The 14,749-nt window shown below is 47.6% G+C and carries 16 protein-coding genes and 2 tRNA genes; 16 read left to right on the top strand and 2 right to left on the bottom strand.

Annotated features, from left to right (window positions below; all coding sequences use genetic code 11):
- Nucleotides 1-2: 2 nt before the first annotated feature.
- The 7 genes from mnmG to KP014_RS03200 all read left to right on the top strand — a co-directional run bounded on the left by mnmG (nt 3) and on the right by KP014_RS03200 (nt 7,889).
- Entirely contained in the window at nt 3-1,889 is a 1,887-nt protein-coding gene (mnmG, locus tag KP014_RS03230) for a tRNA uridine-5-carboxymethylaminomethyl(34) synthesis enzyme MnmG (protein ID WP_036591353.1), read from the top strand.
- Nucleotides 1,890-1,898: 9 nt separating this feature from the next.
- Nucleotides 1,899-2,618, top strand: coding sequence for a 16S rRNA (guanine(527)-N(7))-methyltransferase RsmG (gene rsmG, locus KP014_RS03225; protein WP_036591351.1), 720 nt, complete (start codon nt 1,899-1,901; stop codon nt 2,616-2,618).
- A gap of 916 nt (nt 2,619-3,534) precedes the next feature.
- Nucleotides 3,535-4,350: a nucleoid occlusion protein gene (noc, locus tag KP014_RS03220; protein WP_036591349.1), complete on the top strand. Its 816-nt coding sequence runs from the start codon at nt 3,535-3,537 to the stop codon at nt 4,348-4,350.
- Nucleotides 4,351-4,501: 151 nt separating this feature from the next.
- Nucleotides 4,502-5,263, top strand: a complete 762-nt coding sequence (locus KP014_RS03215; protein ID WP_036591347.1) for a ParA family protein — start codon at nt 4,502-4,504, stop codon at nt 5,261-5,263.
- Nucleotides 5,256-6,098, top strand: a complete 843-nt coding sequence (locus KP014_RS03210) for a ParB/RepB/Spo0J family partition protein (RefSeq protein ID WP_036591346.1) — start codon at nt 5,256-5,258, stop codon at nt 6,096-6,098. The genes KP014_RS03215 and KP014_RS03210 overlap by 8 nt, the downstream gene beginning before the upstream one ends.
- 105 nt (nt 6,099-6,203) lie before the next feature.
- The gene (locus KP014_RS03205) at nt 6,204-7,367 is read left to right on the top strand and encodes an aminotransferase class V-fold PLP-dependent enzyme (protein ID WP_036596581.1); all 1,164 of its coding nucleotides are present in this window, start codon (nt 6,204-6,206) and stop codon (nt 7,365-7,367) included.
- Nucleotides 7,368-7,388: 21 nt separating this feature from the next.
- Complete coding sequence (locus tag KP014_RS03200; protein WP_036596579.1) at nt 7,389-7,889, top strand: DUF4446 family protein; 501 nt, start codon at nt 7,389-7,391, stop codon at nt 7,887-7,889.
- On the opposite strand, the gene yyaC is transcribed toward KP014_RS03200, so the two are convergent.
- Entirely contained in the window at nt 7,864-8,469 is a 606-nt protein-coding gene (yyaC, locus tag KP014_RS03195; protein WP_036596578.1) for a spore protease YyaC, read from the bottom strand. The genes KP014_RS03200 and yyaC overlap by 26 nt on opposite strands.
- 115 nt (nt 8,470-8,584) lie before the next feature.
- Here yyaC and KP014_RS03190 point away from each other — a divergent pair, with 115 nt between their 5' ends.
- From KP014_RS03190 to KP014_RS03150, 9 genes are all read left to right on the top strand, one after another.
- Nucleotides 8,585-8,842 (top strand): putative Se/S carrier protein, encoded by a 258-nt coding sequence (locus KP014_RS03190; RefSeq protein ID WP_025694534.1) that lies wholly within the window; start codon nt 8,585-8,587, stop codon nt 8,840-8,842.
- Nucleotides 8,843-8,855: 13 nt separating this feature from the next.
- Nucleotides 8,856-9,950, top strand: coding sequence for a mechanosensitive ion channel family protein (locus tag KP014_RS03185; protein WP_063619498.1), 1,095 nt, complete (start codon nt 8,856-8,858; stop codon nt 9,948-9,950).
- Nucleotides 9,940-10,152 carry a DUF951 domain-containing protein gene (locus tag KP014_RS03180; RefSeq protein ID WP_036596576.1) on the top strand — a complete coding sequence of 71 codons (213 nt, stop codon included), beginning with the start codon at nt 9,940-9,942 and terminating at the stop codon, nt 10,150-10,152. Before KP014_RS03185 ends, KP014_RS03180 begins: the two co-directional genes overlap by 11 nt.
- 43 nt (nt 10,153-10,195) lie before the next feature.
- Nucleotides 10,196-10,286, top strand: a tRNA-Ser gene (locus KP014_RS03175).
- A 230-nt stretch (nt 10,287-10,516) separates the two neighbouring features.
- Nucleotides 10,517-11,236, top strand: a complete 720-nt coding sequence (locus tag KP014_RS03170; RefSeq protein WP_036589187.1) for a response regulator transcription factor — start codon at nt 10,517-10,519, stop codon at nt 11,234-11,236.
- Entirely contained in the window at nt 11,233-12,168 is a 936-nt protein-coding gene (locus tag KP014_RS03165) for a sensor histidine kinase (RefSeq protein WP_036589184.1), read from the top strand. The genes KP014_RS03170 and KP014_RS03165 overlap by 4 nt, the downstream gene beginning before the upstream one ends.
- A gap of 141 nt (nt 12,169-12,309) precedes the next feature.
- A complete protein-coding gene (locus tag KP014_RS03160) occupies nt 12,310-13,230 on the top strand; it encodes an ABC transporter ATP-binding protein (RefSeq protein ID WP_036589181.1) in 921 nt (306 codons plus the stop codon).
- Nucleotides 13,223-13,903, top strand: coding sequence for an ABC transporter permease (locus KP014_RS03155; protein WP_036589178.1), 681 nt, complete (start codon nt 13,223-13,225; stop codon nt 13,901-13,903). Before KP014_RS03160 ends, KP014_RS03155 begins: the two co-directional genes overlap by 8 nt.
- 60 nt (nt 13,904-13,963) lie before the next feature.
- Nucleotides 13,964-14,054: transfer RNA gene (locus KP014_RS03150), tRNA-Ser, on the top strand.
- 404 nt (nt 14,055-14,458) lie between these two features.
- On the opposite strand, the gene KP014_RS03145 is transcribed toward KP014_RS03150, so the two are convergent.
- Entirely contained in the window at nt 14,459-14,656 is a 198-nt protein-coding gene (locus tag KP014_RS03145) for a YjzC family protein (RefSeq protein WP_036598019.1), read from the bottom strand.
- Between the last annotated feature and the right edge of the window lie 93 nt (nt 14,657-14,749).

Genomic DNA, 14,749 nt, shown 5'->3' with positions numbered 1-14,749 from the left:
TAATGAGTTATGAAGGAGGAAGCTATGACGTGATCGTCATCGGCGCGGGCCACGCGGGCAGCGAAGCCGCCCTTGCCGCCGCCCGCATGGGCTGCAGCACCCTAATGGTGACGATCAATTTGGATATGATTGCGTTCATGCCCTGCAACCCGTCGATCGGAGGACCGGCTAAAGGCCATGTCGTCCGTGAAATCGATGCTTTGGGCGGTGAAATGGGCCGCAATATTGACAAGACTTTCATTCAGCTTCGTATGCTTAATACCGGAAAGGGACCAGCCGTTCACGCGCTTCGCGCTCAGGCCGATAAGTTTCTGTATCAGCATACAATGAAGGAAACGATGGAGAAGACGCCGAATCTGACGCTGCGTCAGGGAATGGTGGAACGCCTGGTTGTAGAGAATGGCGTTTGTGCCGGAGTAGTCACCAAGACCGGAACGATATACCGCAGTAAAACCGTTATTTTGACTACGGGCACTTATCTGCGTGGAAAGGTGATTATGGGCGAGACCACTTACGAGAGCGGTCCGAACAATCAACAGCCTTCGGTTAAGCTCTCGGAGCACTTGCGCGAGCTGGGCTTTGAACTGGTGCGTTTCAAGACCGGCACTCCGCCGCGTGTGCACAAGGATACGATTGACTTCTCCAAGACGGAAATCCAGCCCGGTGACGAGCATCCGAAATTCTTCTCCTACGAGACGAAATCGTCGGACAACGAGCAGCTTCCTTGCTGGCTGACGTATACGTCGGAGGAGACCCATGCGATTATCAATAGCAATCTGCATCGCGCTCCGATGTTTACCGGTATTATTGAAGGAACTGGACCGCGTTATTGCCCATCCATCGAGGACAAGGTAGTTCGTTTCAGCGACAAGCCAAAACACCAGATTTTCCTTGAACCGGAAGGGAAAAACACGGCAGAATATTATGTTCAAGGCCTGTCTACCAGCTTGCCGGAAGATGTCCAACTCTCAATTCTACGCTCGATTCCGGGGCTGGAAAAAGTAGAAATGATGCGTAACGGATACGCCATTGAATATGATGCCATGGTGCCTACCCAACTGTGGCCGAGCCTGGAAACGAAGCGTTTGCCAGGTCTGTTCACGGCTGGACAGATCAACGGCACTTCCGGGTATGAGGAAGCGGCGGGACAGGGAGTGATGGCCGGCATTAATGCCGCCCGCAAGGCGCAAGGTAAAGACCCAGTTATTTTGGATCGGTCCCAGGGCTATATTGGTGTGCTGATTGACGACCTTGTGACAAAGGGTACGAACGAGCCCTACCGTCTACTTACCTCCCGGGCAGAGTACCGACTGCTGCTTCGTCATGACAATGCCGACCTTCGTCTGACCCCGATTGGTTATGAAATCGGACTGATTTCCGAAGAACGTTATGCGGCTTTTATTGATAAGAAGCAGAAGGTGGAGCAGGAAATTCAAAGATTGCAGGATACAAAGGTCAAACCATCCGAAGTAAATTCCGTCTTGGAAGAAAAAGGATCGTCGCCGATTGTCGACGGCAGCAATCTGCTTATCCTGATGCGCCGCCCAGAAGTGGATTATGCATTTGTTGAGCGGATTTCTCCGCCACTGGTCCCATTGGATGGGGAAATGAAGGAGCAGGTTGAAATTCAAATCAAGTATGCCGGTTATATCGAGAAGCAACTTCAGCATGTGGAGCGGCTGCAAAAGATGGAGCAGAAAAAGCTTCCGGATGACATCGATTACAGCGATATTCATGGATTGGCCATCGAAGCCCGGCAAAAGCTGGCCAAGATTCGCCCGATTTCTATCGGTCAGGCATCCCGCATCTCCGGCGTGACACCAGCTGATATCTCTATCCTGCTGGTTCATTTGGAACACTATAACCGGGTGACCGCGGCGAAAGGATAAGAGACCGTTATGGATACAGTTCAAGATCAGTTTGCCCGGCGGCTGGAAGAGCGGGGGATTTCAATTTCCTCCGAGCTGGATCAGTTTGAGAGTTATTACCGGGAGCTTATCACTTGGAATGAAAAGATGAATCTTACTGGCATTACCGATCGCGAACAGGTATATACAAAGCATTTTTATGATTCCCTGTCACTTGCCTTTTTTGTAGATATGACTGCAGTTGAACGGATGGCAGATATTGGATCTGGAGCAGGATTTCCGGGTATTCCGCTTAAAATTGCATTTCCTCATATAAAGCTGACCATTGTTGATTCACTCAGCAAGCGTATCTCCTTCCTCCAGCATGTCTGCGACGAGCTTAAGCTGGAAGGGGTGGAGTTGATTCACGGCCGGGCAGAGGACATTGCAAGGCAAGCTTCGCATCGGGATCAATATGACTTGGTAACGGCGCGCGCGGTTGCAAGGATGGCTCTGCTGAATGAGTTCTGCTTGCCTTTTGTCCGTAAGGACGGTATTTTCGCTGCTATGAAAGGCAGTGATCCTATGGAGGAAATAAGCGAGTCCAAGTTCAGTCTTAAAGAACTGCGTGCTCAATTGGAAAAGGTGGAATCGTTCAGTTTGCCGATAGAGGATTCAGCCAGGCACATCGTTATCATCCGCAAGACCGGCGCTACACCGGTTAAATATCCACGTAAAGCAGGTATACCCGCTAAAACTCCGCTTCTCTAATTGTTTCACGTGAAACATTTGGAAACAGGATTTTGGCAATTATAGGAGGCCGTCTTCCTCAAGGGAGGCGGCTTAATGTAATTATAAGCACAGTTAAGCTAGTGCCTACAAAATGATCTTCTTTTTTGACGAGATAAGATGCACCTTTATAAGAAATATGGGAATAAGGACAACGCAGGCGCTTTCTATCCTCTTAATTGGACTAGTACTATAGTACGCTCGTAATTGAAGTTAGTTATCGGCTCATAAGCATTTGCTGTTAGGTTGTGGAGGGAAGAGAAAACTTTAAATGCCATTATTACGAAAGTGAATGGATCCGATACGCAGTTTGGAAAAGAAAATATTTTACATAACTTTATAAGACAGTGTTGAAAAATAACATCAGGGTAGGGAGTAGTGAATGGGAAGTTTGGAAATGTAGGAGCAATCGCGACCACCTGAAAGCTTTCCAGAGGAAAGCTCGCTTCTAGAGCATAGTCTGTCTCCGGATACCATCCACGAACATCGGTTAATTCAAGAAAACTGCTAAATGGGTAGCGGTCCGAAATCCAAAGAGTACTCGTAGTTACGACTGATATCTGGTGGCGAAATGTGAAGTTCATTTTAATTGAAGGAAAATAGGTCTATACGAAGAATAGGATTATGGACAGAAAAGTGATAGAATAATATAGTAACAATGCGGTGCCAAAAGCGCCGCCTAGGCACGTTGATGTTTTTTCATTCTTGCAGCATTATGTCACAGAACCGAACTGTACCTCATAGTTATTCGTCAATTACAAGGGTAATTAGAGGAGCATTTCGCCCGGCATAGAGCTGAGTTGTGCCTGAACCGCATAAAGTTTTTTGATTTGTACGATTGTTTTTCCGAATTGAGGTCAAGATCGTACTATAATGAAATTAGGTGGTAATGAACGGAATGAAAGAACAATTCACCAGACTGTTTGGATTTACCGAGCGAAGCAGCGGAGAAGAAATTAAGCAAATCCCGGTCAATGATGTAGTCAGCAGTCCTTATCAGCCTCGTACAATTTTTGATGATGAGAAGATTGATGAACTATGCCAGACGATTAAAACTCATGGAGTGATTCAACCGATTGTCGTTCGCATGAAAGATTCCCACTATGAGATTATTGCGGGTGAGCGGCGCTGGCGTGCGGTTAAAAAGCTGGGAATGGAGACTATTCCGGCAATCGTACGCGATTTCAACAATTCGCAAGCTGCATCAATTGCTCTTATTGAGAATTTGCAGCGGGAGAATCTCACTTCCATTGAAGAAGCAATTGCCTATCAGAAACTGATTGATTTACATCAATTGACCCAGGAGAGTCTCGCGCAGCGGCTCGGCAAAAGCCAATCCACCATTGCCAACAAAATCCGGTTGCTCCAACTGCCGGAAGAAGTTAAAGCCGCTTTGATGGAAAGGCAAATCACAGAAAGACATGCGCGGTCGCTATTATCGCTGGATAACGAGGAAATGCAGCTTAAAGTGCTTGGGGAAATTATATCCAAAGGATTGAACGTAAAGCAGACTGAAGCGCGAATTGCCTTTTATAAGGAAGCTTCCAAAATCAAAAAAACAAAACGAATCTCTTATACAAAAGATGTTCGGTTGGCTCTCAACACGATTCGCCAATCAATTGATATGGTAACCGGTTCGGGAATGGAAATAAAAACTTCTGAAAACGATCGCGGCGACCACTATGAGATCGTTATACAAATTCCAAAAAGATAAAATGATTGCATAGCTGAAGGCGGCCCTGAGGTGAATGGCCGCCTTTTCTGCGACTTATCCTGGAAGGTATGGTTTTTCAAAAAGAAATGCAATCTATCTCATCAATGTGAAACGACTACAAGATTTTTCCCAACTATTCGAGGTGAAATAAGTGTCCAAAATTATAGCCATAGCAAATCAAAAAGGCGGTGTCGGTAAAACAACGACTTCTGTGAACCTGGGAGCCGGTCTGGCTACTTTGGGCAAAAGGGTACTGCTTGTTGATATTGATCCGCAGGGTAATACCACAAGCGGCGTAGGCATTAATAAGGCAGATGTAGAGAATTGTATATATAATATTCTGATTGATGACATTCCTCCACATGATGCTATTCTAGAGACAAAAATTGATGGTCTTAACATCATACCGGCCACTATCCAGCTGGCAGGCGCGGAAATTGAATTGGTATCGACCATATCAAGAGAATTGCGGCTCAAGAAAGCGCTCGGTATTGTTAAGCAGAATTATGATTACATTATTATCGATTGTCCGCCGTCACTGGGCATTCTGACGATCAATTCGCTGACTGCGGCCGACTCCGTTATTATTCCAATTCAATGTGAATATTACGCGCTGGAAGGTTTAAGTCAGCTCTTAAATACTGTCAGGCTGGTACAGAAAAATTTAAATCCTCATTTGCAAATTGAGGGAGTCCTGCTAACCATGTTAGATGCCCGGACCAATCTCGGGATACAGGTTATTGAAGAAGTGAAAAAGTATTTTCAGGAAAAAGTGTACCGGACGATTATCCCACGTAACATCAGGCTAAGTGAAGCGCCATCTCACGGACAATCCATTATCACTTATGATCGGCGCTCCAAAGGTGCGGAAGTGTATTATGAGTTGGCAAAGGAAGTGTTATCTTATGAGTAAGCGTTTGGGTAAAGGGTTGGATGCCTTAATCCCATCCTTGTCCATTAATGAAGATGATAAAGTGGTGGAAATTCCTCTTTCACAGCTTCGTGCCAATCCTTACCAGCCTCGTAAAGACTTTAATGAAGAGAGCATTCAGGAATTGGCCGAATCCATTCGCCAGCATGGGGTTATTCAGCCGATTATCGTGCGAAGCGTACTTAAAGGCTATGAGATTATCGCTGGTGAACGCAGATTCCGTGCATCGCAGTACTGCGGAAAAGCAACGATTCCGGCTGTTGTACGCAGCTTTAGTGATCAGCAGGTTACTGAAATAGCACTGATTGAAAATCTGCAACGTGAGGATTTGAACGCTATGGAGGTAGCTGTTGCCTATCAAGGACTGATGGATCAGTTTTCACTTACACAGGAAGAACTATCCTTGAAGGTTGGGAAATCCCGCCCGCATATTGCTAACTTTCTGAGGTTGCTGTCGCTTCCGGAAGAAGTGAAGGAATTTGTTTCACGTGGAACAATTTCGATGGGACATGCGCGTGCAATTGTAGGTTTGAAAGAACCGGAACTGATCAAGCAGTTAGCTCAGCAATGTGTGGATCAGCAATGGAGTGTAAGGGAACTGGAAGAAGCGGTGAAAAACCTGGACCGTAAACCTTCCGGCGTGGTGAAGACTAAGATCGTTAAACGCGACCCGTACATCGATAATGTGGAAGAAATTTTGCGTGAACGGTTCAAGACAACGGTGAAAATTAAACAGGGCAAGGATAAAGGCAAAATCGAATTAAATTATTACAGTGCTCAGGATTTGGAACGTCTGCTGGAACTGCTCGGAAATTAATGAATACTACCTGGAAAACATATCCTGATCTATCCGTAAAGGATAATGATGGATATGTTTTTTGCACGAAAGAACGGTATGTTCAAAAATTAAGGAGGCGAGAACTTGAAGGAATTTGTCTATTTAGATCATGCTGCAACCTCATGGCCTAAACCTCCGGAGGTTGTGCAGGCAATGATGGATGCTCTGCAGCATGCTGGAGCCAATGCCGGAAGAGGGAACTACTCACTTGCTATGGGAACCGGAAGGGTGCTGGTTCGGGCGAGAATGGCACTAGCAGAATTGTTCGGAGTAACCAATGCGCAGGATATCGCGTTTACGCATAATACGACGATGTCGCTTAATATGGCGATTCAAGGTACACTCCGTTCGGGTGATCATGTCATTTCAACGATGACTGAGCATAATTCGGTTCGCCGCCCACTGGAATATTTGCGGAGGACCAAAGGGATTGAGGTTGATTATTTAAATGTCGACTTTCAAGGACAGCTTGATCTGCAGGAATTGAAAAAAACATTCAAGTCCAATACTAAAATGGTTATCTGCAGCCACAGCTCAAATTTGCTTGGAAGCATTCTGCCTATTGGCGAAATAGGGGATATTGCCAAAACGTATGGAGCCGTATTTTTAGTGGATGCCGCTCAAAGCGCCGGTTCACTGGATATCGATGTAGGCAAAATGAATATCGACCTTCTTGCCTTTCCCGGCCATAAGGGTCTTCTTGGGCCGCAGGGAACAGGGGGGCTGTATATTTCGCCGGAACTTGATTTGGAGCCGCTTATGCACGGAGGCACGGGAAGCCAATCAGAGAATAGTGAGCAGCCAAACGTAAGACCGGATAAATATGAAGCGGGAACGCAAAATACAGTAGGGATTGCGGGATTGCTTGCAGGAGTACAGAAAGTACAATCACTGGGTACGGAAAATATACGCAGGCATGAATGGAACCTTATTCAATCCCTAATGGAGGGGATGAGAGATATTTCGGGGGTAAGATTTCTTGGCCCGGCCGAAGGCGTTCTGCGAACGGGACTTTTGTCGTTTGTCATAGAGGGTGAAGAATCGGCACAAATTGCCCATCGTCTTGACAGGGAGTATGGCATTGCCGTACGGGCAGGGATGCATTGTACGCCTCTGGCGCATAAAGCTGCCGGTACGCTGCAGAGCGGCGCGGTACGAGTGAGCGTAGGTGTGGATACGACAGAACAAGATGTCGGTATGATGCTGCATGCAATGAGGGAACTCTATAGCGGGCGGCGCAGCAGATAAAGAAAAAGGACGGTCTTATCGATGTCAGAAATGAACCAGTTTATAGGCGATCAACTGCAATGGTTTATCCCGGGGATTGCCATTCTCTTGCTCGTGATGTTTATTCTTATTCTTGCGCAGGGAAGTAAACTGCGGTCCATGCGGCGGAAGTATGATGCCATGATGTCAGGTTCGGGAATTGAAGATTTGGAAAGCCTGTTGGTCGATTTGAAAACTCAGAACGACCTGCTGGAAGAAACCCAACAGCTGCAAAAGAACGCGATAGAAGCGCTCCAGTTAAAGTTACAGGGCATAAAGGGACATGTTGCTCTTAAACGCTATAATGCTTTTGGAGAGCGCGGGAATGACCTCAGTTTCTCGCTGGCCATTCTCGATGACCGCCGAACCGGTATGGTGCTTACCAGCCTGCACAGCCGTGACAACTCCTATATTTACGCCAAGACGCTTCAAGAAGGCGAACCGCAATATCCGCTTTCACCTGAGGAACAAGAAGTGGTTACTCTTGCGCTGCAGCGGATTTAGCGTGCACATGCCACTGCTTCATAGCCGAAAAGAGGCTGGAAGCGATAATTTCCGATAACTTCATGACAAGGCTAAGCCGTGTGTTTTGCAATACGAAATATTCCATAAAGCCGCCGACGTTAACGATGCCAGTTAAATGGATATCGCCTACCGGCGGCAGTTGTTTGTTTACACCCGCTCCAGGGCGGAGAGGACCCTCAACGACCTGAATCGAACCGACGCTTGTGGAATGACCCAGACAGGCATCTATGCCAATTATGTAGGGCTTGTCATGGCGTTCACGGATCAGGTTCAGCGTCTCCTCCAAATTGACGGCATGCACCGGATTATCGAGCGTCCCATATAGAGAGAACAGCGGGCTGTGAAAGCGGGCCAGGGCGGTGCCTACAAGCGGTCCGAGCGCATCTCCGGTCGAACGGTCGGTGCCGATGCAGACAACGACGATGTGAGCGCCGGCACGGGCACGGGAGAAATGAAATAGCAGCCGGTGAATGATTGCAGAATAGATTTCAGGGTCCGTATGTGATATTTTTAAACAAGACATTTCTTGCAATGGCATTGGATTAGAGGAATAATACATATAATCTTCCTTTCTAGGACATTTCTACTTGATGCTAGCTAGTATATGGATAGAAGGGCAGTTTTATACTTCAGGAAAAAGAGATGAGCCCTGAAGCCTATGAGGAGTGTGACCAATGAACGAGGAACTGTTGATAGCGTTTGACTCTACCCAGCAGGCACTGCGCGCCGAGATGCTGCTGGAATATGCAGAAATTGAGATTGACACCTGTCCAACGCCAAAAGATATTACCGCCGGCTGCGCCATGTCGATTCAATTTTTTCGCCGCGAGCTTGCTAAGGTTGAACAGATTATAAAGGAAGAGACAATCGAAATCCGTGGCATATACGGCAGGGATGACCATGAAGGCGGGTACAGATTAATTTCAGAGTGAGGAGGAGGAGGGAATGCGTCATTGGCAGGGCTGGCTGCTGAGTGCCGGCACCACGGAAGGGACAGTGGATCAGGCGGTAAATAAGGCGGTTCAATTTAGGGATAAAATATGGAACTGGGTAACCGATGCGGATATGTGGGCTAATGTTTTGTTTGCGGGACTGCGCATAATATTTCTATTCATTCTGACGCGCATATTGATTAAGGTTGTATACGGCGTTATTGATCGTTCATTAGACCGAAAGAGCAGCAGAGGGATGCTGGCAAATACGCGGCGCTTCTCAACGGTTGGCGAGCTGCTGAAGAATACGGTTACGATTGTCTGCAATTTTATCATGATTCTGCTCATATTATCAGAGTTTAATTTTAAGCTGGCTCCGCTGCTGGCGAGTGCGAGCGTACTCGGTCTTGCCATCGGTTTTGGCGCACAGAGTTTGGTGAAAGATGTAATTACCGGCTTTTTCATTATCCTGGAGGATCAATTTGCGGTAGGCGATGTGATTGCAACTGGCGGATTCAAAGGCACCGTTGAAATGATCGGGCTGCGTACGACCAAACTGCTTGGCAGTAATGGCGAAATGTATATCATTCCAAACGGTACGATAGCGAACGTGACGAATTACTCGATGGCTAACGCCTTGGCCGTTGTCGATGTTCCGGTAAAAATCGAACAGAGTCTTGAAGAAACGCTGGGTGTCATCCGTCAAGCTCTTGAAGGCATTGAAGAACGCAATAATAATGTTGTGGCATTTCCGAACGTTCTGGGGATACAGTCGATGAGCACTTCAGAGTATGTGGTTCGAGTAACCGCCAATACGCTGCCGAATAAAAGGGAAGTCGCACAGCGTCAGATTCAGAGCGATATTAAAAAGGCGCTTGAGCAGCAGGCTGTGAAGGAAGCGGAGCGGGCTGAACATGAACAGGCAGAGGCTGAAGCCAAGGCTCAACCCGAATCAGAAACGCAGTCAGGAGCTAAGGCGTTAGCCGATGAGGAACTGTCTGTGCCAGCTTCGGAGCAGCAAACCGCGCGTCAGGCGGCAAGAACGGGATTGCTGGAGCAGGCGGCTGGTGAAGTCAAAGAAAAGAGGGAGAAGCCTGATGGAACGTAAAAGCTTTCAGTTGGGTGATATCGTGCAGATGAAGAAGCCCCATCCATGCGGAACAAATGAAATGGAAGTCATCCGCATGGGGATGGATATCCGAATTAAATGTACAGGCTGTCAACACAGTGTACTGATTCCCCGGGCTAAATTTGAGAAGAACTTAAAAAAGGTGCTTAGATCGGCTGAGAATAAAGTGGATAATAATTAAGCTTGCAATTACCTTGGTTGGATGATACAATAAATCTTGCTGCGGAGAGGTACCCAAGAGGCCCAAGGGGGCTGACTCGAAATCAGCTAGGCGTGTCAAAGCGTGCGTGGGTTCGAATCCCACTCTCTCCGCCACTAAAGCCAAAGCTTAATAAATGCGATGAAATTAACCTTCTGCCTTGTATAGGCGGGAGGTTTTTTTGTCATAAATTTATAAGTTCTGGAGCTCCCGGATCTTAATAATTCTGGTAAGTTTATACTATGAAACGAACATGTTGAAAGCAACTTTTCAATAAGGCTGGGTGTGAGCGGGACTAATATAACCTGTCAGCCTGCCGGGGAAATTATTGCGGGAGGAAACGTTGTTGCAGCATCGCATATTGTTGGTCGAGGATGACGAAGCCATCAGTGAGATGGTTCGCTCGTATTTAGTGAAAGAGGGCTACCAGGTCGAGAGCGCCTTTGACGGAGAGGCGGGGGAGCATGCTTTTCGCGATAAAGGTCCCTTTGACCTTGTTCTGCTGGACCTGATGCTGCCGAATCGGAGCGGAATGGATATTCTTCAGAGTATCCGTAAATCCAGCCTGGTACCCGTGATGATTGTGTCCGCCAAGGATACAGATGTCGACAAGGCGCTGGGACTAGGCTTCGGAGCGGATGACTATATCAGCAAGCCGTTCTCCATGATTGAGCTTGCGGCGCGGGTGAAGGCGGCTATCCGCCGGGCGGAATATGCCTCAAGCCGCGGCCTGTCCGAAGAGACAGCCAATCAGAAGCACAGCATCACCCTGCGCGGACTTACGGTGGATTTTGATAGTTTCTCGGCGTTGAAGAATGGAGAAGAGGTGAAGCTGACAGCCAAAGAATTTCATATCCTGAAGCTGTTTATGACTCATCCGGGACGGGTGTTCACCAAAGCGCAGATTTACGTGATGGTATGGGAGGAAGAATATTATGGGGACGAGAATGTGATTAACGTACATATGAGAAGGCTGTGGGAGAAGATTGAAGACGATCCCTCCCACCCTGAGTATATCAAAACATTATGGGGCATCGGATACAAGCTGGGAGATGCGGTTCAATGACTGCGGTGCTTGGAGCTGTGATTGGTCTGCTTCTGTTGGGTCTTGTGATGCAGCATCGGAGGTCCCGTCATCATTCGCGCCAGTTTACATATATCCACGATAAACTGGACCAGATCATTTCACAGAGTACACAGGAACGATTGCTGATGTTCAGCAGCTCGCCCGAACTGCAAACGCTGCTGACCGATGTGAATCGGCTGCTGGATATCAACCATGAAGGCATCGCCCGGAGAAATAAACTGCAGAAATCAATGCGCCAGATGCTGGCGAATGTGTCGCATGACCTGAAGACGCCCCTGACCGTCGTCCTCGGGTATATTGAAACGCTGCTGCAGGACGGTGAAATGGACGCCGAAGAACGGGAGCGGCTGCTGAGGATGATACACCAGAAGGCCGGGGAGGTAATCACGCTGATGAATACCTTTTTTGACTTGGCTAAGCTGGAATCGGGAGATCATGAGCTTTCACTGTCAAGGGTAGAGGCCGGTGAAGTGTGCCGCAGAAATATCTTGGCCTTTTACGATATCCTAAGCGCGAAAGGTATGGATGTAGCGATTGAGATTCCTGATGAAGCCTGTTACATACGGGCGAATAATGAGGCGCTGGACCGCATTCTGTCCAATCTGTTGTCCAATGCGATCAGGTACGGGGCCGCCGGAGGGGTGGTTGGGTTAAAGCTTGATAGTGGTACGGACACCGTAAATATTGAAATTTGGGACCGGGGAAAGGGGATTTCCGAGGACCATCAGGATAAAGTGTTCGAGCGCCTGTACACTCTGGAGGATTCACGGAACCGGGTCTATCAGGGAAGCGGCCTCGGACTGACGATCACAAAAAGACTAACGGAACAGATGAACGGTAAGATTTCGCTGGTGAGTCAGCCTTGTGTCAGAACGGCCTTTACGGTCTCCTTCCCCAGAATAAATCTTTGAGTCGGCCGCCGGGTTTAGGTGATATCGGTCCTGGAGCCGCCTTCTTAAGATTTTCGTAAGATTACGTTAATAAAAAAGAAAATTCCGCTCTGTACAATAAAAACAAGGAACAGAAAGAGAAATCCGAAGGGAGCAGCGGAAATGACAGTAATTCTCCGGACACGAAATTTAAGCAAAATGTACAAGGGGAAAAATAGCGTAAGCAGCGTAAACATGACAATTAGGCAGGGTGAAATCTACGGCTTTCTGGGCCCGAACGGCGCGGGCAAAACAACCGTGATGAAGATGATTACGAATCTCGTAAAGCCGACGGAAGGCGAAATTGAATTTTTCGGTGAACCTATGACCAGCCGTTCCTATGAGATGCTAAAACGAATGGGCAGTATTATCGAGTATCCGGTTTTTTATGACCGGCTGACCGCCCGTGAAAATCTGCTGCTGCACGGTGAATATATGGGCTACTACAACCGTCAGGCGATTGCCGATGTGTTGGAACTTGTAAAGCTGACGGGAGTGGAAAAGAAGCCGGTGAAGGAGTTCTCGCTTGGCATGAAGCAGCGTCTGGGTATTGCCAGGGCTGTCATGACCAAACCCGAGCTGCTTATCCTGGATGAGCCGATTAACGGCCTGGATCCAGTCGGCATTAAGGAACTGCGCGATGTGTTTCGGATGCTCAGCCGGGAATATGGAATGACGCTGCTAATCTCCAGCCACATTCTTGGAGAAATTGAGCAGATTGCCGATACGATCGGTGTTATTCGCGAGGGTGTGCTGCTTGAGGAGATGGCGATGGATTCCATCCTCAGCCGAAACACGGAATATATCGAGCTTGTGACAAGTTCGGTCAGCAAAGCGGTTTATGTGTTGGAGTACATACTGCACTTGTCCAATTTTAAAGTGATGGACTCCGGAACAATCCGGATTTATGATGAAGGGGTTTCGCAGCATGAGCTGAATAAGGCGCTAGTGATGGAGGATGTGGAAATAGTCAGCGTCAGTAAAAATAAGCACACACTGGAAGATCATTTTTTAAGCCTGATCGGGGGTGAGGGCATTGCGTAAGCTTATTTCTCTGGAAATCCGCAAGCATAAGCTGGCTGGAATGCTGAAAGGTGTACTCATCGCCAATCTGGCAATCCTCGCCTTCATGATTCTGGTCGTATTCATTGACGGGAGTGAATTTACAACCTATCCTGAGGTTTTTGAAGGGCTGTATATCTCTATCAGGGGTACATTCATTATCTATGCTTCCGCCCTGCTTAGCAGGTTAATTATTGACGAGTATAAGAACAACTCGATAACCCTGCTGTTTACGTATCCTATTTCGCGGATGAAGCTGATGTATGCGAAGCTCATCATTGTGCTGCTGTTCACTTTCGTTAATATTGTGGTGTCGAATATCGTGCTCGGGGTGATCATAGTAGGCATCAATAGCTTCGTCAACGCCATTCCCGGCGAGATCACTGCAGATCTGCTGATTTCAGAGTTAATCAAGACGGGAGCCAGTGCCATATACGCGGCGGGTATAGGTCTGATCCCTCTCTATGTAGGAATGCGTAAAAAATCGGTGCCGGCAACCATAGTCAGCGCGGTGTTAATCGTCTCGCTTATCTCTTCCGGATTCGGCGAGTTCCGATTGGGAGATCTGGCACTTGTCTCGGTAGCCCTCGGCTTGCTCGGAATAGCCATCGCTTATCAATCCATTCGCAGGGTAGAACAGGATGATGTCGCTTGACGGCTTGCCTGAAGGATCTAATTTATGATAAGATGACAAAAGTGTATTTTATGCGGCAGTGGAGAGGTACCCAAGAGGCCCAAGGGGGCTGACTCGAAATCAGCTAGACGTGTCAAAGCGTGCGTGGGTTCGAATCCCACCTTCTCCGCCACTACCACTTGCATCAGCTTATTAATCCTTCGTCCAATGGGCGGAGGATTTTTTTAATATCAGGTCAAGGACAAGAAGAGCGTACAGCCGTTTCTTCTTACATGCATGCGGGAATGCTTGCTGAACACAGCAAAGAAGGACCCTTGCGGGCCCTTCCGAGGCAGCACTTGAATGATTTTTGGAATTTCTCTGTAAAAAGCTGCTAAAGCGAGTAAGGAACACTAAAGGCTTCGGTCTAAAAAGACTTTGCCGTCAGCACTCTCCTATGCCAACAATAGTTGCTGCAACAGAATTCCTGTGATTTTGTTCGACTGCATTGTCCAACGGAACCACACCTCTCTCTTGTGCTGCCTGATTATAATATGGGCCAAGGCATCTTGTTTTATTCATGACCGCTAAAAAAAATTAATGCACGCGCGCTTTCTCGACTTTTTTCCACTTGCGGTTTTTGTTCGTGGTCTCCGGAAATGTGTCGCCTCTTTTCATTTTAATCGACTTCGGGTTCTGAATCTCCGTATGAAAGCTTCGCGCCTCGCCTACCTCTGTATAGATTCCGGGATTCGGGGCTTTTTGGCCTTCTTCAAATTCGGTTTGTTCACCCATTTTTGTCTCCTCCTTTCCGCATTAAAAATGGATTGCAGTTCTATTCTGCACACTGCACTGCAGCTTCATGTAACGAAGGGCGGTCCATAATCA

Source organism: Paenibacillus sophorae, assembly GCF_018966525.1.
GTDB classification, from domain to species: domain Bacteria; phylum Bacillota; class Bacilli; order Paenibacillales; family Paenibacillaceae; genus Paenibacillus_AQ; species Paenibacillus_AQ sophorae.
Note: the sequence above shows the minus strand (reverse complement) of the source record. Positions and strands in the feature narration are given on the sequence as shown.